Raw genomic sequence first — 15,890 nt, forward strand, 5'->3', positions numbered from 1 at the left:
TCACAGCTCCGGGACGAAGGACTCCGACCTCGGTCGTCCGCCACCCGGCACCTTCGAGGAGGGCCTCGTGCCCGTCCGCTCCCGCCCCCGTCCCCCGGCGCCACCGCCGGCCGCCGTCGAGCGCCGGCCCCAGCTGTCGGTGTCCCGCACCCGGGCGGGCAGCGTGTGGACCGTCGTCGGCGTGGCCGTCGTCGTCCTCGCCCTGCTCGTCGTCTTCCTGCTGCAGAACACCGAGCCGGTCGCGGTCTCCTTCCTCGGCGCGCACGGCACGGCCCCCCTGGCCCTCATGCTGCTCATCGCCGGCGTCGGGGTCGCCGTGATCGCGCTGACGATCGGCTTCCTGCGCAGCGAGTCGCAGCGACGCCGTCGCGACGGGGCGCACCGCCGCGTGGCACCGACGTCCCGGCGGGTGCTGTGATGGCGATGACGCCCGACCAGCCGCTCACCGAGACCGGTGAGCTCGAACCGCTGCGCCTCGTCTCCATCCTGGTCTCGGGCCTGCCCGTCGAGCTCGGCACGCCCGACGAGCCCGCGACGTACACCGTGCCCGCGGTCTTCTCGCGGCAGGTGACGGCGGCCGAACGCGCGCGGATCGAGGACCCGGACACCGCGCGCCGCCTGTCGCAGCCCGGCCGGCCGGCCCTGGCGCTGACGGTCTCCGACCGCCGGCTGCTCATCCAGAACACCACGCTGGCGCAGCTGCGCGACGGCCTGGCCGCGGCGCTGGCTGCCATGCTCCGCGCGGTCGACCGCGACCTCGAGGTGCTGCGCGCCGTCGAGTCCGCCCAGGCCGAGGCCGCCGACGCCGACGAACGGGCCCGGGTGGCCGCGGTGGCGGCGGCCGCCGCGGCGGTGCGCTTCGAGTAGGCCGCACCGCACCCGCGCTCCCGTGCTGGTCAGGCGCCCTGTCTCCGGCGCCGGTCGCCGCCGCGGGATGGTGGCGTACCGTGGGTCATGCGACGGGCACCTGCCCCTGGCACAACGGCACAGCGCCTCGCGCGGCTGCAACGACCAGGACGGTGCGTGATGACCTCGATCCCCACTTCCCCAGCACCCACGTCGTCGGCCGCGCCACCGCCCGGCTTCCGTCCCACGCGCGCGGGGGGCACGTCGTTCCCGCCGCTGACGCAGGCGTACACCGCCGTCGCCGACACGATCCGCCGCACGGGTCTGCTGAACCGGGCCTACGGCTTCTACGCGCTGGTCGGTGCGGCCATCGCCGTCGCGTTCGCCGCCTGCCTGGCCGGGTTCGTGCTGCTGGGCAGCAGCTGGTTCCAGCTGCTCGTCGCCGGCGCCCTCGGCCTGGTCCTCACCCAGACCGCGTTCCTGGCCCACGAGGCGGGGCACCGCCAGGTGCTTGCCTCCGGTCCGGCGAGCGACCGGCTCGCCCGGGTCCTGGCGTGCGGGGTGGTGGGCATCAGCTACTCGTGGTGGACCACCAAGCACAACCGGCACCACGGCAACCCCAACCAGATGGGCCGTGACCCCGACATCGAAGCCGACACCATCTCGTTCGTCCCCGAGGACGCCGCCGCCGCGCGCGGCCTGCACCGGCTCATCACCCGCCGGCAGGGCTGGCTGTTCTTCCCGCTGCTGACCCTCGAGGGCCTCAACCTGCACCGGCTCGGGTTCGGGCACCTGTTCGGCCGCGGCCCGGTCAAGGCCCGGCGCACCGAGCTAGCGTTGGTCGCGCTGCGGTTCGCGGCCTTCTGGACGCCCGTGTTCGTCGTGCTCCCGCTGGGGATGGCGTTCGCCTTCCTCGGCGTGCAGCTCGCCGTCTTCGGCGTCTACATGGGGGCCTCGTTCGCCCCCAACCACAAGGGCATGCCGATCATCGCGCGCGACGCCAGGCTGGACTTCTTCACCAAGCAGGTGCGCACCTCGCGCAACGTGTCGGGCGGCTGGTGGGCCACCTGGCTGATGGGCGGCCTGAACTACCAGGTGGAGCACCACCTGTTCCCGAGCATGCCGCGCCCGCACCTGTCGCGGGCCCGCACCATTGTGCGCGAGCACTGCCGGGCGCTCGACGTGCCGTACACCGAGACCAGCCTGTGGCGCTCCTACCGGATCGTCATCCGCTACCTCAACGAGGTGGGGCTGGCGGCCCGCGACCCGTTCGCGTGCCCCATGGTCTCGACGTACCGGCCGGCCTGACCGGCCCGGACCTAGCCCGTACGACGAAGGCGGAATGCGGTTGCGCACCGCACCGCGGCCGAGACCCATGACTGCACGACCTGCTCTGGGTGCTCCCCCGCTGTCCATGATCGCGCGCGGCTGACGTAGCCGCGGCCGGGAGCGCCCGCCACGCACCTCGCGAAGGGCGACTCCCATGAACGCAACCTCTTCCTCCCTGCCCCAGGCCACTCCCGCGGGAGCCTCCGGGCACCCGGCGGCCGACGACGAGACCACGGTCGACGCCACCCGGCGGATCCCAGCTCACCGCGCGGGACGCCACGTAGGGGCCCCGGCCCGACGGGAGGCGCCGGACGGCCGGTCCTGCGGGGATTTCACCCGGCGGGGCACAGGTCCGGCATCTGCCGACCAGCCGAACCGGCAACCCGCGCGCGGCCGGTCGCTAGCCTGCCGGGGTGAGCAGCGCGACGCCCCCCGGTTGGTACCCCGACCCCTGGGGCCGCGCCGCCCGGCGGTACTGGGACGGAACGCAGTGGACACCGCAGCTGTCCGGCGAGGGCGGCGCAGGCCGCCCGCGGCTTCCCGGCAGTGCCCGCATCTACGGCGACAGCATCTGGCTGCTGGCGCTGCTGCCCATCCTCAGCACGGCGACCATCTGGCTGATGCACGTGGACGTGTCGTCGCTGACCGCGTACATCAGGGCGAACGAGCAGCTGCAGGCGAGCGGCGGCACGCCCACCACCTTCTACAACCCGTACTCGATGTTCGGGCCCGGCTACACCGTGGCGGTGCTCCTCGGACTGCTGCTTCAGGCCACGCTCATCGTCCTGGCGTACCGCGATCGGCAGTACCTCGGCCGCCTCGGCGTGCAGCGCCCCTTCCACTGGGCGTGGGCGTTCCTGGGCGCCATCGTCTACGTCGTCGGCCGCAGCGTCGTCGTGCACAAGGTCGCCGCGCCCCGCGGCTACGCCCCGATGTGGGCGGCCATTGCCACCTACGCCGTGGCGCTCGTCTCGGGGGGCATCTGGGCGGCGGTCCTCATCGTGTCGCTCACCCAGCAGTTCTCGACGCAGCTGGGCTGATCCTCGGACCACCGGCCGGGCCGGGGCGCCATCGGCCGGCCGTTGCACGATTTCGTTTGCGCGCCGCTTCGCCCGTGTGCGAGGGTTCCGGCGATCGTGATCCGTCGGTTGGAGGTGAGACCCATGAACGCACTGCCCGCTCTGGGTGCTCCCCCGCTGTCCACGATCGCGCGCGGCTGACGTAGCCGCGGCCGGGAGCGCCCGCCACGCACCTCGCGAAAGGCGACTCCCATGAACGCAACCTCTTCCTCCCTGCCCCAGGCCACTCCCGCGGGGGCCCCCGGGCACCCGGCGGGCGACGACGAGACCACGATCGACGCCACCCGGCGGATCCCGCCCCACGGCGAGCGGGCCCTGGTCCTCGGTGGCGGCGGATCGTCGGGCAACGCATGGCTGATCGGCGTCCTCGCCGGCCTGGCCGACGCCGGGCTCGACGTCACGCAGGCCGACCTGACCATCGGCACGTCGGCCGGTGCCACGGCGGCCGCCCAGCTCGTCGGCGCCACGCCGGCGGAGCTGTACGCGGCGATCCTCGCCGCCACGCCGCCGCAGCGGCCGGCCTCGGCCGGTCCCACCGGCGGCCCTCGGCCGGCGGCGAACCACATGGAGCGGCTGACCGGCATCATCGCCTCGGCGACGGACCCCGCCGACATGCGCCGCCGGCTCGGCGCCGCGACGCTCGAGGCGGACGCCCCGTCGGACGGCTCCGGGTCGGCGAAGTGGCGGGCCACCGTCGCCGCCCGGTTCCCTGCCCATGAGTGGCCGGAGCGGACCATCCTGCTCACCGCGGTCGACGCCGAGTCCGGGCAGCCGACGGTTTTCGACCGCCACAGCGGGGTCGACCTCGTCGACGCCGTCGCCGCCAGCACGTCCAACGGCTTCGGGGTCGGTCCGTACGGCATCGGCGGCCACCGGTACCTCGACGGCGGCTACCGCCGCAACGAGAACGCCGACCTGGCCGCCGGGTACCGGCGGGTGCTGGTGCTCTCGCCGCTGGGCGGCCGGACGCTGACCCCGCTGGAGTGGGGCCAGCAGCTCGCGGTGCAGGCCGACGAGCTGCGTGCCGCCGGCAGCGAGGTGGAGACGGTCCTGCCGGACGCCGAGTCCCTCGAGGCGTTCGGCGACAACATGATGGACCTGACCAGGCGCGTGCCCGCCGCACAGGCCGGCTACCGCCAGGGGCAGGGCATCGCCGGGCGGGTGGCCGAGCTCTGGCGGTGACGTCCAGGCCCGGCCCGGACGTGCCGAGAGGGTGCCGGCAGGTCGCGTCCTGCTCTGGGGCGGGCCTGCCGGGCCTTCTCGGGTTCGTCGTCCGACGGAGATCAGCGGCTGCTGCTTCGTCGTGCGGCGACGGGGTGACCGGGAACGCTCGAGGCGCGCCCGGAAGGTGATTACTCTCGAACGATGTCGCCCCGGACGCACCGATGATCGAGCTCGAGCTGGCCGAGTGGCGCCGCGCCGTCGCCGAGCTGTACGCCTCCGTCCGCCGGGAGGCCGACCCCGCCGCGGCCCACCAGCTGTGGCGCACGGGCCGCGACAGCCTCTTCCGCAGCCACCCGCAGAGCCCGCTGCTGCCCGACGATCCGCTGCGCACCACCGGGGTGCCGTACTGGCCGTACGACCCGGACCTGCGCTTCGCGCTCCCCCTGGAACCGGCCGAGCCGCGGGAGCTGGCCCTGCCGACGGACGGGGACAGCCTGACGGGCATGCGGCGCATCGGCCGGGTGAGGCTGCCCGCGCCGTTCGACGCCACCCTGGACGTCTGGTGGCTGCACCAGTACGGAGGCGGCCTGTTCCTGCCGGTGCGCGACGCGACCGCGGGCACCGCGAGCTACGGCGGCGGCCGCTACCTGCTCGACTCCGCCAAGGGGGCGGACCTCGGCGGCGAGGGCGACCGGATCGTCGTCGACCTCAACTTCCTGTACCACCCCTCGTGCCGCTACGACCCGGCGTGGCAGTGCCCGCTCGCCCAGCCGGGGAACACGATCGCCGCCGAGATCCGCGCCGGCGAGCGGCTCTGACGCGCCCGGCGGGGGCCGTCAGTGGGTGTGAGCGATCCCGAGCTCGTGCAGGCGCTCGTGCTCCTCGCGCGCGAGCTGGCGGGCCGCCACCCGGGCGGCGACATCCTCGCGGCGCAGCGGCGGCAGCTTCGTCGGCGGGTTGCGGCGCTCGGGCAGGTCGACGAGCACCTGAGCGGTCGCGGCGGTGACCGCGGCGACGGCGGCGTCGAACGCCTCCCGGGTCACGTCCGTCACCTTGGTGATCCCGGTGACCTTGCGGACGTACTGGACCGCGGCGGCCTGGATCTCGTCAGCGGTGGCGGGCGGCTCCAGCCCGCGCAGCATGGTGATGTTGCGGCACATCCCTCGACGGTACGTGAGCGGAGCCCGGATCGACCGGTTCAGAGCCCGGCGGCCCGCTTCACCAGCTCGGCGACCTTCTTCTCGTCGGCCGGCGAGAGCTCGGTGATGGCGAACGCGGTGCTCCACATGGTGCCGTCGTCGAGCTGGGCGCCGTCGAAGAACGCGAGGTTGCCGTAGCGGGCCTTGAACTTCGCGCGCTCCTGGTAGAAGAACAGCACCTTGCCCTCGGCGTTGGCGTACGCGGGGCTGCCGTAGAAGAGGCGGGGCTGCAGCGAGGGCGCCACCTCCCGGACGATGGCGTGGATGCGCTCGGCGTTCGTCTTGTCCGGCTCGTCCAGCGAGGCGATCTTCTCGACCACCGCCTGCAGCGCCTCGGCCGCCGACTCCTGGGCCTTGAGCTCCTTGGCGCGCTGGCGCATGGCGGCGCGCTCGTCGGCGCTGAACCCGGACTTCGTGGTGTCGCTCATGCGGCGAATCTACGGTCCGACGGTGGCGGCGGGCTTCTCCAGAACTGCTCGATCGCCGCGTTCCCGAAGCGACCCGCTCATCAGTTCAACTCAGTCGTGGCGCAGCCGTGGTGGACGACGGTCGGGCCCCCCACTCGGCGTCACCCGACCCGTAGCGCTGACGGGTCTTGGTCCGCTTGGGCCACACCAACTCCAGGATGAGGCCGATGAATGGGGCAGCCAGGAACGCCGGTGTCCGCAGAACGCGAAGCACATGCCCCACCCACGGGACGTGGAGCTTCACCACCCCGATGACGTCGTCTCGCGTGGGGTGCGATGGGTCGTCGGCCGGGTTGTGGTCGCCCCGCATGACCAGCCCGCCGTCGAGGCTGCCGCCCGCGACGCGGTGGACGACATCGACGCCGCTGTGCGGGTAGCCCGGCGGGACCTTGTAGACGACGATGTCGCCGACGTTCACGGTGTTGGTCTTGCGGGCGATGATCATGTCGCCTTCGTGGTACGTCGGGTCCATCGAGTGACCCTGGACGTCGGCGCAGGTCGTGGCGCCCCCCAGGACGGCGGGCCACCCGGCCAGCACCAGGCCGGCGGCCACAAGCCCAGCCAGCACCGGACCGGCATGGCGGCGCCAGGTGAACCTGGGACCGGGGACGCGCGCACGAGCGGCGGCGCTGTGGTCCGTGATGGCGGGCCTCGACTCCGTGGGGCCCATCGCCACCCGTTCCAGGCCAACCATGGGCGGTCGCTCCACTTCATGCTCCTGGGGGCGCGCCGCCCCACCGAGCAAATCGGCCGACGGACGCCGCCTCGAAGACTTCTGAGCCACCCACACGCAAGAAGGCCGCCGCCCCGGTAGGGGACGACGGCCTGCTTGGGCTCGTCGGGCTCGTCGCACGACGAACCCGAAAGGCGAAGGTGGCGGGAATCGAAGTGTCCGACATGTGAGACGCAATCGGTCGATCTGCGGATACGTCCGGATCCGGTGGCCGCTCTCGTGATCGAGCTGCCTCCGCGGACTCCCTTCGTTGACAAACGCGACCTCCGAGCGCCGGCCTGAACTACACGATCCCGCCGGCTCGGACTTGGACTCGGAGTGCACCAGATCGTCGTCCGCAGAAGGCGGCGGAAACGAGCCACAAGGTCACAGGAGCCGGTCCACACTGAGAGTCATCCGTCACTAGGGGGGTGATGAACATGTACGACATCGGCGAGAAGCCAGGCAAGGGCACCTACCAGGACGCCTATGGTCACCGCGTGACGCTGGACCAGGACAGCGATGCCCTTCCACCGTGCCCATCCTGCGGCCCTGGACAGAACACCAAGTGGAGCCGGATTTGGTAAGACCGTGCCGCGGGTCCGAATCTGACACGAAGACTCATCTGCCAGGTCCCGTTGGACCCGACACCGACCGCCAATGATCAGCGATGTGGGGCGGGTCCCTGCTGGCCGGAAGAAGCGACGACCAGCGGGGACCCGCCGGCTGCTTCCGCACAGACGTGGAGGCGCTCAGTCCGATCGGCTCGCCCCCGGTGTCGAACGGCACACCGGATCATCGACGGTCGCCCCCGACTCGTCTGCGCCCGACCCGTCACTCCACACGGACTCCCGTGACTTCGTGCGCTCAACCGACCAGCGCCAGAGGACCACGTCCACGACCGCGACTGGGTCACCGATGAACTCGGCGATCTCACGGCAGAGCCCTTCGCAGTCGTCCCACCCGAGGGAGTGCGAGAGCCTCACCATGTGACGGTCGGGTTTTGAGATCTGGACGCCTACATTCTTCGCAAGGTGCCGCCACGTCACCGGTCCAACATATGGCAGACCCCGTAGGAACCCTTCGGCATCTCCCACCAGCCGACGACGCAGATCCTCATCCGTCAATGCCGCAACCTGCTGCGCTATCTGCAGGATCGCATCAACCTTCCCCACATGACCAAACACGCTCAGAGCGGCGGACCGCGCATCGTCACAGTATCTCGTCAATTCAGGCAGACGAAACTCGAACATCGCGGAGGCAAAACGCGGAAACACCCGTCTGACCACGAAGTCGCTCATGCCGGCGGCCAACACAACCCACGCTGCCTCACGAACAAACTGCCGCCTTGACAGCGACGTCAGGCCCGCCGACGCCTGCCACACGATCTCGTCGACGAATCCGGCATCCACCACCGCACGCTTGGCGTGCACGTACCATCGAATCAGACTATGCGGGTCCCCGGCGAATCCGGACTTGGTTGCCGCAATCGGGAGCGAATCAATCAGCTGCTCAGTCATTTCACCCCTTCGTCGCACGCAGCGCCACGCGGATACGGGCACGGAGGCTCGATATGCCGGGATGGGCCGACAACTCCTTGCTCACCTCGACCTTCAGGAGATGCTTCGCTTTGAGTCGGTTGAACAGCCGTTCCGGGATTTCCGGGATCCGCGTCACAATATCGATATAGCGTCCCTCAAGCCGCGCCGCCTCAGGTTCGCCTAGTCCTTGCGCCGCCGCCCTGTACTCGGCCTTCAGCGCGCTCAGGAGTGCAACCGCCTCACCCCTGCGTCGAGCTGCGCCACGTCGGTCGATGATGAGATCGATCGTACTCAGAGCGCCGGCGACGACCGCAAGCCAACCGAGCCAAGTCGCACGCTGAGCGTCGAGTCCCGCGATCGTCACGACGTCATCATTAGTTGCGAATGCGAACGCGATGCCCACGATCGACACAATCGCCACGCACGACGTCAGCAGAGTCGCAATTCGCGAGTCCCGGTCCCGCAGTGCTGCTTGCATGGTGATCGACTGATCTATGAGCCGCGCTCTCCTCTCGATCTCTGGCCAGTTGCCCAGCCCCCCACCGTCGCTAGCCATTCAGAAGTCGACCGTAATCAGAAGCGTCACCACTATCCAGAATCCGACCGATACGACGAATGGCCAAACTGACGGCTCGCCGAGCCTCGCTGCCGCTTGCTCCCAGGTAGTCATCAACATGGACTGATTGGCCAGTAATGTCACCGGTGGGGCTCATAACCGCTTTCTCCGCGTGCGCTATAAGGTGTTGAAGCATTGACGCCCTGTCCCGCCTGCCCTGGTACGCCCGGAACGCGTCCACGGCTATCGCCTCCACGTGATAGCCCGAAAGTCTCTGATCCTCTGGCAGGTTAGCCAGCACCGCCTTCGCCAGCTTTATCGTAGGAATTACGGCTCCGCTATTGGCGGCGTTAACTTCAGTCAGTTTTTCGGCGAACTTGTGCGGCCTAATCTGCCTCCACGAACCACCGTCTTCTGACGCGATTGATGTACGCCCGTTCCGCTCAACGGCTGGCAGCAGCTGAATCTCGGAGCCATCCAAGTAGTGAACGGTCACTGCAAGCCGGCCCGCAGTGATCTCTCGCACATCGCCCAACGGCAACCGGCTCTGGAGTGCGCGCTCGAACCGCGCGACAAGATCCTCGGGCGTCGCATCGCCCTCGTTTACAACCACCAGAGCGTCTGTGTCACTGAGTCCGTCAACGTACGTGTGCTTCGCCACGCTCCCGCCGAACAGGAGGCGGTCTACGTCGACCAGGAGATCGCCGAGGGCGGCGACGATCTCGTCGAGCCGTTGCCGAGTCGCGTCAACATCACGGTCGTTGAGCGAAGCGAGCGCTCCCGCCAGAACGTCGTTGATCGCCACGCTCCGCTCCTGCACGGCAAGCGCCTCGAGCGCCTCACGTCGGAGAGCATCAAGCCGATCGGGTGAGGTTGGGTATGACGAGCCGCCGCTGCCACCCATTACGTGCCCCCTTCCCTGGCGCGCACCAGTTCGTAGATTTCACGCAGGCGCTCGTGGTGCGCACCGAGAAGTTCGTACCGCCGCGGTTCCGCTGCCCACCGCTCCAGCCGATGCTGAAAGTCGCGCAGATACGCCAAGTTGGTCAGGTGCCGCCTCGCGTCTCGACGATCGGCCCTGTCTTCTATCGCGTTCGCAAGAATTGCGAGCTCCGCTTCATGAATCGCCAACCCATCGACGTACGCATAACGCAACCAGCTGAGGCCGTCAAAGACCTCTGCGCCGCACATGAAGTAGAGCGTGGTCATCAACGGATCGAGCCCGCCAAAGACATGAATCGGAAGCGCCGAAAGACCCGACTCGTCGAGGCGCCTCCTGATCTTCGCCAAACTCACAAGGCGATCAAGAATTGTCTGCCCCAGTTCCTTCTCTGTGAATCCGATCACTGCAAACTGACGCGCGTCGGGCAGGGCGGGTGTCAACTTGTCGATGTTGATGTATTGGGCGGACTGGGCGGGTTTCACGAGGAAGTCGATCAGAAGGCGCGGATAATCGGTCGCCATGCTTCGCGCGGACTGAACCTGTTCGTCATATGAAGGCCGCAGCTTGCGTTGATCGTCGTACGTCACCGCCAGAATATCGCGGTCACTTGGCAGCAGCTCGAGGATCTGGGAGTGCTGCTCTCGTGTGAACGGCAACACCTCGCGCGGCCCCCTCCCCACCTCCCCGCTCTCATAAACGTCTGACAACTCGTATCCGCCACTATCGACAACAAGAAGGTCGGGATACGAGTAAATGCTCTCGTGGTGCTGGCCGTTGAGTAGAAGATCGACGTCCGGGAGTCTGCGGTGGTGTATGTCGTAGGCCGAGATCAAGAGCGAATGGGTCAGCTGCGGCGCGACAAGACGAAGCACATTTGCAGTCTCAGACTCCCCATTCTCCAGCAGCGGGAACCCCTTGCTCGAGATCGAAGGAATGAGAACTGGCGTGCGCAGGCCGGGGTTCGTGAGCGGGAGCGTCCTAGTTGTCAATGCCTGCCCCCGCTCGATCTTGACATGACGCACATACCCCGCATGGGCGGTTCGACGCCTCGCAGCTGTATGTTATCGCGAGCGGGATGGACAAATCGCGAGCGAGTCCAATGACATCGGTCTTGTACATCTCGACCAACGGTGCAAGAAGCCGAGCCGACCCCCCGTACTGCGTATCGGCCAAAGCGTTCCAAGCGCTTAGCCATCCCGGCGAGTTGTCGGAGTACGGCGTACCCGCGTGGATGCCAATCGCCACGGATTCGCGAGGGGCAGCCGCCATCCCGATACCCACCAAGAGGTCGTTCCTGCCGGGTATCTCGCCAGACGCTGGCACTTGGATCCCGCGAGCCGAGCACGGTCTCCAGACAATGCCCAGGTATTCGGCGATTTCAACGCTTGCTGCACGCTCGCTGGTCGCGGCCGGTTGGCCTATGTCGATCCACAGCGCACTCGCCCTCCAGCCCCCCTCGAGGAGCAGTGCCGCAACCACTGCGCTGTCGATGCCGCCGCTCAGAAGCACCGTGCAAGGTTCGCCCCCAACCACCACGGTCATGAGAATGCCACCGATGCCGGCGCAGCAGGCACGTTTCACAACGTGTCCCTTCCCTCGCAGTACCTCAGGACCGCCCAGAGCTGCCGCGCTCCGCTCGGGGACCTCGGTGGCCGGCCTTTCACCATCCCAAGGGGACCCACACCCAGGAGTCCCGACAACTTCGGTTTCGGCGAATGCCAGAGGCGTCCCGATGTGGATGAGGGCGATGGGGCAAGCTGGGTTGTCGGGAGGGGGCTTGGGGCGATGACGGTGTGGGAGGGACGTCGAGATGGTGAGGGTGCCGGGGATGCCGGGCGGGATGCGGGGGTGATGGCGAGGCGAGGTGCGGGGGGCGTCGCGTGTTCGTCGGCCGCTGCATACCTGTTGGCAGGGAAGCGATCGCTCGCCGCCGGTCGCGAACCGTCGGAGACGGTCGCGTCGTAGACGGTCGCTCCCCTGCCGGAGTCGCCATCAGCCGCGGCGTCGGCATCTCGTCGCTCGAGCCGCTCAGTCACGCCGGTGGGCGGGAGGGGACCACCATGGGCAAGGCGCCGCGTCGCTACCGGCCACGGAAGGTCGTCAAGCGCTCGTCGTACACCAGGTCGGCGGGCACCGCTCCGATGACGACACCGTCGAACGTCGCACAGCAAGTCGAGGCGCGGCTTTTCGCTCCGTATCGCCCAGAGTCAGCGCAAGGTGCCGAGACCACGTTCGCAGATGTGCGTGCGCTTCAGGCGGGACTCCGCGCCCTCGCCGAGTTCGCCGCGGTGCGCGACGAGGCACGGCGAGTCGTCGTCGGGTACGACGACCAGATCCGCAGTGCCGTCGTGCACCTGCGCGTCGACGGCGCCAGCTGGGGTCAGATCGGCGGCGCGCTGGGCATCAGCCGGCAAGGCGCGCGCCAGCGGTTCGACCGCGCTGCGCGAGCTGCCCACAGGTCCCGACCGATCCACGCGCGATCCACGGATCTCCCCGTCGACGTCACACCGCCCGCCGAGCGACGCACACCAGCAGACGACGAACAGGAGGGTTCACGATGGACAAGGTGGAAACCCTGAGCCCCGAGGAGGTCGCGACGGCGATCGGGGCGTCGCCATGGTGGGTCCGCGAGCAGGCACGCCGCGGGCGCATCCCGCACCTGCGCCTCGGCCGCGGCCGCATCCGATTCCTGCCAGAGCACGTCGACGCGCTCATCCGCCGCGCCACCGTGCGCGAGCACGAGACGCAGCCCGAGCCGGTGGACCTGACGCCGCTCGGGGCGACCGACCGCTCGGTGCGCGCCCACCTCAGGCCGCGGCGAGTGGAAGCGGACGGCCTCTTCTGACACACCGCGTCCGTGCAGTCGAGGGAGAGCATCCAGCCAGGGCGCCTCACGCCCGGAGAGCATCCACAGGGCGCCCCACGCGATCTCGGTCGACCATGGCCGCCCACGCGAGGGCCGCGACCTGGCCAGCGCGTTCACGGCCAGCGCATCGAGCACCCATGCGTCCCCGGCTGTCCGGCGAGCCGGCACTTCGCCCGCTCGGATCAGACGCTGGACCTGCCGCTGCGACACGCCAAGTCGCTCCGAGGCTTCAGCCGTCGTCATCTCGCTCACGCCATGAATAGTCGCCAATACGACTCAATATGTCCGGCGAGTACCCGTGCTACACAGAAGCCGACAGCCAGGTTGCCCGCACGGCTGCCAGCGCGTCGGCCGCGGTGACGGTGAGCCGGGTCTGGTGGCCGAGTGCGTGCCGCCACGTCTGTTCGTCGGGACCGGTCGCGAACACCCACCCCGCCGGGGGCTTGCCCGTCGGCCCATGGTGGACGAACACGTCGAGCGCCGCATCGTCGATGAGGCCGCGCTCGCTCAAGGCCCACTGGTCGTAGAGATCGCGTGGTGCGCGCCGATCGATCCACGCGGCCAGCTTGGCGGCCGCGAAGCCGGGGGCAGTCAGCGTCCGGAGCCTGGCCGGCCACGCGTCGCTGTAGCGCTGCTCGACGTCGCGGACCTCGGTGGGCCAGGTGTAGCCGTCACCGGCGACCAGCTGGACCTGGATGCCGTCCACACCCTCGACCGACAGTGTCGCCGGCTGGCTGCCCGACGTCGCAGACAGCGCTGGGCGCCAGGAGACGCGCCCATGGGACCGAGCCAGACCATGCGCGACGGCGGTCTCGATCCCGGTTGCGACCCGGGCGCGTGGCGCGAGGGCGATCAGATCGATGTCCTCGCTGAGTCGCGCGTCCGCGAGATAGGTGCGTGACAGCGCTGTCCCCCCGAAGAACACGACATCGTCCGTCGAGACGCCATCCGAGATCGCCGCGAGGATGTGCGAGAGCAGATGGTCGCGTCGGACCTGTTCGATGTCGACGCCGAACCGCTCGGCGACGGCCTCGAACTCGTCGTACCGACTGAAGCTCACCGGCCGGCCGCCACGCGCGCGTAGGTCGCCTTCATCCGCTGCCGGCCCGCGATCTCATCGAGCCTGCTCGGATCGCACAATGGCCAGAGGGCATCGATCGCCTCCCTCGCGTCGAGGTCCTCCCCACGCGGGTCCAGGCGAGCCAGGTCGAGGACCGTCTGTTCGGGCGTCGTCGCCAGCGCCTGTCCGAGGTCGGTAGCCACGGCGACGGCGTCCAGCGCGCCGACCGCTCGCATGACGAACCGGATCTCCCCGTCGCGGCCGGCCAGACGCAATGGGCGGCGCTGGGTCGGCACGGCCACGTAGCCGACGCCGATGGCGCGGGGCATCGCACGGTGCACGCGCGCGGCGGTCAGCCCGGTGAGCACCGGAACGCGGTCGCCGTACATCGCCGTCGCCACCGCGGCGGTCGCCGCCTCGATCGTCGGCCGCCACGTGCCACCGACGAATTCCGCGGGGACCGCGCAGTAGAAGCCGTACGCGAGCCGCAGGACCACGCCACGCCGCTCGAGGATCGCGAGCTGCGGCCCGGGGTAGGCGTAGATGTGTGCGAGGTCGGTCGCGCGCACGGTCCGCATCGGAGCGCGCGTGATGAGCCGCTGGACTTCGCGTTCATCGTTCACTATGCAGAGTTTAGTCAGCACAACTAAACTTTGCATAGTGTTATCGCCCTGGCGCTCGCGGGACCAGCCCGCTGAGCGCCTTCGCGGCCGCGGCGGCGGCGGCCTTCTGCTGGTCGGGCATCAGGTGCGCGTACGTCTCGGTCGTCGTCGTGATCGACTCGTGGCCCAGGCGGCGCTGCAGCACGAACAGGTCGGTGCCGGCCGCGAGCATCCATGACGCATGCGTGTGCCGCAGGTCGTGCACGCGCGGGCGCTTCGTCAAACGCGGCACATCCGGGTCCGGCGTGCCGTCAGGCCTCACCGGGTGGCACGCGGCGTCGAGCGCCGGCGTCCACGTCGAGGTCCAGAAGCGGGACGACGAGAGCCACTGCCCCGTCGTGTTGGTGAACAGGAGCTCGTCGGGCCGCTTGGCGGCCAGCAGCGGCAGCAGCACGTCGACGAGATCGTCGGGCAGCGAGACGGTCCGACGAGCCCGCTTCGTCTTCGGCGGCCCGACGTAGTACCGCGAGTCCTCATCACGCTTCCACGCCTTCGTGACGCGGATGGTCGCGGGTCGTGTGGACACGTCGACGTCCGACGCCGTCAGCGCCGTCGCCTCGCCGAAGCGCAGGCCGGTGGCGACGAGCGTGAGCACGAACGGCTGGTAGAACGGCGCGACCTTGCTCAGCAGCAGTGCAAACTCGTCGCGCGTCAGCACCGTCATCTCGTCGTGGGTCAGCTGGGACTTCGGGAGCGAGACGCCGACGCAGGGGTTATCGGGCCGGTAGCCGAGCCGCACCGCCGTCGTCATCGACGCCGACAGCAGCCCGTGGATGTTGGCGATTGTCTTGGGCGACAGCCCCTTGGCCGACAGCCCGCGGATGAAGCCGGCGACCTCGCGGTAGCCGATCGAGCTCACCGGCGCCGTGCCGAGCAGCGGGCCGATGTGGTGCTTGAGGTAGCGCCCGTAGGACGCGCGGGCGTTCGGCCCGATCCCCGTCAGAAGGTCGATGTGCTCGCGCACCAGCGCCGCGATCGTCGGGCCGAAGGGGGCCAACGACGAGGGGACAGGCGAATCGCGCTCCAGTCCCGCCACTGGCTGCCAGACGGGCATCCGAGATCCGTCTGTCGATCCCGGCGTCGATCTCGCGGTGGCGACCGGTGATCCGACTGTCGATCGCACGCCGGCCAGAGTTGACCCGCTTGTCGATCGCACGCCGGCCAGAGTTGACCCGCTTGTCGATCGCACGCCGGCCGCCGGTGACCGATTCGTCGATCGCTTCGTCGATCTCGGCATGGACAATGCGCCCTCGTCGCGCGACGAAACCGACGCCGCAATCCGCGCAGCATCCTTTGCCTCGCCGTGCGCCGCCTCGAGCAATTCCAGCGCGACGCGCGCCTCGTTCTTCGACGAGTAGGTCATAGACGACTGGCGGCCCGTGCGAGGGTCGCGCCACAGCACCGCGTACGCGGTGGAACCGTCCGCCCGACGGCGCTCACGAAGGGACGCCACGGGCCTGAGAGTC

At 69.5% G+C, this 15,890-nt stretch carries 20 protein-coding genes and 1 pseudogene; 8 read left to right on the forward strand and 13 right to left on the reverse strand.

Annotated features, from left to right (window positions below; all coding sequences use genetic code 11):
• The first annotated feature begins 67 nt into the window (after nucleotides 1–67).
• The 6 genes from BGO37_RS13490 to BGO37_RS13515 all read left to right on the forward strand — a co-directional run bounded on the left by BGO37_RS13490 (nucleotide 68) and on the right by BGO37_RS13515 (nucleotide 5,236).
• The gene (locus tag BGO37_RS13490; RefSeq protein WP_291755643.1) at nucleotides 68–418 is read left to right on the forward strand and encodes a LapA family protein; all 351 of its coding nucleotides are present in this window, start codon (nucleotides 68–70) and stop codon (nucleotides 416–418) included.
• A gap of 5 nt (nucleotides 419–423) precedes the next feature.
• On the forward strand, nucleotides 424–867 hold the full coding sequence (locus tag BGO37_RS13495; RefSeq protein WP_291755644.1) for a hypothetical protein: 444 nt from the start codon (nucleotides 424–426) through the stop codon (nucleotides 865–867).
• A 159-nt stretch (nucleotides 868–1,026) separates the two neighbouring features.
• A complete protein-coding gene (locus BGO37_RS13500; RefSeq protein WP_291755645.1) occupies nucleotides 1,027–2,154 on the forward strand; it encodes an acyl-CoA desaturase in 1,128 nt (375 codons plus the stop codon).
• 434 nt (nucleotides 2,155–2,588) lie between these two features.
• Complete coding sequence (locus tag BGO37_RS13505) at nucleotides 2,589–3,215, forward strand: DUF2510 domain-containing protein (protein ID WP_291755646.1); 627 nt, start codon at nucleotides 2,589–2,591, stop codon at nucleotides 3,213–3,215.
• Nucleotides 3,216–3,446: 231 nt separating this feature from the next.
• Nucleotides 3,447–4,436 carry a patatin-like phospholipase family protein gene (locus BGO37_RS13510; RefSeq protein ID WP_291755648.1) on the forward strand — a complete coding sequence of 330 codons (990 nt, stop codon included), beginning with the start codon at nucleotides 3,447–3,449 and terminating at the stop codon, nucleotides 4,434–4,436.
• Between the two features lie 203 nt (nucleotides 4,437–4,639).
• Entirely contained in the window at nucleotides 4,640–5,236 is a 597-nt protein-coding gene (locus BGO37_RS13515; protein ID WP_291755649.1) for a DUF1684 domain-containing protein, read from the forward strand.
• An 18-nt stretch (nucleotides 5,237–5,254) separates the two neighbouring features.
• Here BGO37_RS13515 and BGO37_RS13520 read toward each other — a convergent pair whose 3' ends face one another.
• The 9 genes from BGO37_RS13520 to BGO37_RS13555 form a co-directional block, all read right to left on the reverse strand.
• Nucleotides 5,255–5,578: a DUF2277 domain-containing protein gene (locus tag BGO37_RS13520; RefSeq protein ID WP_291755650.1), complete on the reverse strand. Its 324-nt coding sequence runs from the start codon at nucleotides 5,576–5,578 to the stop codon at nucleotides 5,255–5,257.
• 38 nt (nucleotides 5,579–5,616) lie between these two features.
• On the reverse strand, nucleotides 5,617–6,045 hold the full coding sequence (locus tag BGO37_RS13525) for a DUF1801 domain-containing protein (protein ID WP_291755652.1): 429 nt from the start codon (nucleotides 6,043–6,045) through the stop codon (nucleotides 5,617–5,619).
• Between the two features lie 85 nt (nucleotides 6,046–6,130).
• Entirely contained in the window at nucleotides 6,131–6,778 is a 648-nt protein-coding gene (locus BGO37_RS13530; RefSeq protein WP_367188116.1) for a signal peptidase I, read from the reverse strand.
• Nucleotides 6,779–7,548: 770 nt separating this feature from the next.
• Nucleotides 7,549–8,316, reverse strand: coding sequence for a hypothetical protein (locus BGO37_RS13535; protein WP_291755654.1), 768 nt, complete (start codon nucleotides 8,314–8,316; stop codon nucleotides 7,549–7,551).
• Nucleotide 8,317: 1 nt separating this feature from the next.
• Nucleotides 8,318–8,740, reverse strand: coding sequence for a hypothetical protein (locus tag BGO37_RS13540; RefSeq protein ID WP_291755655.1), 423 nt, complete (start codon nucleotides 8,738–8,740; stop codon nucleotides 8,318–8,320).
• Nucleotides 8,741–8,885: 145 nt separating this feature from the next.
• Nucleotides 8,886–9,698, reverse strand: coding sequence for a CBASS oligonucleotide cyclase (locus BGO37_RS13545; RefSeq protein ID WP_291755656.1), 813 nt, complete (start codon nucleotides 9,696–9,698; stop codon nucleotides 8,886–8,888).
• 98 nt (nucleotides 9,699–9,796) lie between these two features.
• Nucleotides 9,797–10,858 carry a hypothetical protein gene (locus tag BGO37_RS13550; RefSeq protein ID WP_291755658.1) on the reverse strand — a complete coding sequence of 354 codons (1,062 nt, stop codon included), beginning with the start codon at nucleotides 10,856–10,858 and terminating at the stop codon, nucleotides 9,797–9,799.
• Nucleotides 10,815–11,378, reverse strand: coding sequence for a 7-cyano-7-deazaguanine synthase (locus tag BGO37_RS17865; RefSeq protein WP_367188113.1), 564 nt, complete (start codon nucleotides 11,376–11,378; stop codon nucleotides 10,815–10,817). The genes BGO37_RS13550 and BGO37_RS17865 overlap by 44 nt, the downstream gene beginning before the upstream one ends.
• 665 nt (nucleotides 11,379–12,043) lie before the next feature.
• Complete coding sequence (locus BGO37_RS13555; RefSeq protein WP_291755660.1) at nucleotides 12,044–12,292, reverse strand: hypothetical protein; 249 nt, start codon at nucleotides 12,290–12,292, stop codon at nucleotides 12,044–12,046.
• 101 nt (nucleotides 12,293–12,393) lie between these two features.
• Here BGO37_RS13555 and BGO37_RS13560 point away from each other — a divergent pair, with 101 nt between their 5' ends.
• Complete coding sequence (locus tag BGO37_RS13560; RefSeq protein WP_291755662.1) at nucleotides 12,394–12,681, forward strand: helix-turn-helix domain-containing protein; 288 nt, start codon at nucleotides 12,394–12,396, stop codon at nucleotides 12,679–12,681.
• Nucleotides 12,682–12,810: 129 nt separating this feature from the next.
• Here the strand turns inward: BGO37_RS13560 and BGO37_RS17870 are convergent.
• From BGO37_RS17870 to BGO37_RS13575, 4 genes and pseudogenes are all read right to left on the reverse strand, one after another.
• Nucleotides 12,811–12,945: pseudogene (locus tag BGO37_RS17870) on the reverse strand (helix-turn-helix domain-containing protein); the annotation flags it as partial.
• Nucleotides 12,946–13,003: 58 nt separating this feature from the next.
• Nucleotides 13,004–13,762 (reverse strand): nucleotidyl transferase AbiEii/AbiGii toxin family protein, encoded by a 759-nt coding sequence (locus tag BGO37_RS13565; RefSeq protein WP_291755663.1) that lies wholly within the window; start codon nucleotides 13,760–13,762, stop codon nucleotides 13,004–13,006.
• On the reverse strand, nucleotides 13,759–14,385 hold the full coding sequence (locus BGO37_RS13570; protein WP_291755665.1) for a type IV toxin-antitoxin system AbiEi family antitoxin: 627 nt from the start codon (nucleotides 14,383–14,385) through the stop codon (nucleotides 13,759–13,761). The genes BGO37_RS13565 and BGO37_RS13570 overlap by 4 nt, the downstream gene beginning before the upstream one ends.
• 40 nt (nucleotides 14,386–14,425) lie before the next feature.
• Nucleotides 14,426–15,388: a site-specific integrase gene (locus BGO37_RS13575; RefSeq protein ID WP_291755667.1), complete on the reverse strand. Its 963-nt coding sequence runs from the start codon at nucleotides 15,386–15,388 to the stop codon at nucleotides 14,426–14,428.
• On the opposite strand from BGO37_RS13575, the gene BGO37_RS13580 reads away from it, so the two are divergent.
• On the forward strand, nucleotides 15,375–15,782 hold the full coding sequence (locus BGO37_RS13580; protein ID WP_291755668.1) for a hypothetical protein: 408 nt from the start codon (nucleotides 15,375–15,377) through the stop codon (nucleotides 15,780–15,782). The two genes, BGO37_RS13575 and BGO37_RS13580, sit on opposite strands and share 14 nt — an antisense overlap.
• Nucleotides 15,783–15,890 lie beyond the last annotated feature (108 nt).

The organism is Cellulomonas sp. 73-92 (assembly GCF_001898175.1).
Lineage (GTDB): Bacteria > Actinomycetota > Actinomycetes > Actinomycetales > Cellulomonadaceae > Cellulomonas.

Excerpts from the sequence above, each read along its gene's own strand:
- BGO37_RS13495 (WP_291755644.1), top strand. The coding sequence starts at position 424 with ATGACGCCCGACCAGCCGCTCACCGAGACCGGTGAGCTCGAACCGCTG.
- BGO37_RS13500 (WP_291755645.1), top strand. The coding sequence starts at position 1,027 with ATGACCTCGATCCCCACTTCCCCAGCACCCACGTCGTCGGCCGCGCCA.
- BGO37_RS13510 (WP_291755648.1), top strand. The coding sequence starts at position 3,447 with ATGAACGCAACCTCTTCCTCCCTGCCCCAGGCCACTCCCGCGGGGGCC.
- BGO37_RS13515 (WP_291755649.1), top strand. The coding sequence starts at position 4,640 with ATGATCGAGCTCGAGCTGGCCGAGTGGCGCCGCGCCGTCGCCGAGCTG.
- BGO37_RS13520 (WP_291755650.1), bottom strand. The coding sequence starts at position 5,578 with ATGTGCCGCAACATCACCATGCTGCGCGGGCTGGAGCCGCCCGCCACC.
- BGO37_RS13525 (WP_291755652.1), bottom strand. The coding sequence starts at position 6,045 with ATGAGCGACACCACGAAGTCCGGGTTCAGCGCCGACGAGCGCGCCGCC.
- BGO37_RS13530 (WP_367188116.1), bottom strand. The coding sequence starts at position 6,778 with ATGGTTGGCCTGGAACGGGTGGCGATGGGCCCCACGGAGTCGAGGCCC.
- BGO37_RS13535 (WP_291755654.1), bottom strand. The coding sequence starts at position 8,316 with ATGACTGAGCAGCTGATTGATTCGCTCCCGATTGCGGCAACCAAGTCC.
- BGO37_RS17865 (WP_367188113.1), bottom strand. The coding sequence starts at position 11,378 with ATGACCGTGGTGGTTGGGGGCGAACCTTGCACGGTGCTTCTGAGCGGC.
- BGO37_RS13560 (WP_291755662.1), top strand. The coding sequence starts at position 12,394 with ATGGACAAGGTGGAAACCCTGAGCCCCGAGGAGGTCGCGACGGCGATC.
- BGO37_RS13580 (WP_291755668.1), top strand. The coding sequence starts at position 15,375 with ATGTGCTCGCGCACCAGCGCCGCGATCGTCGGGCCGAAGGGGGCCAAC.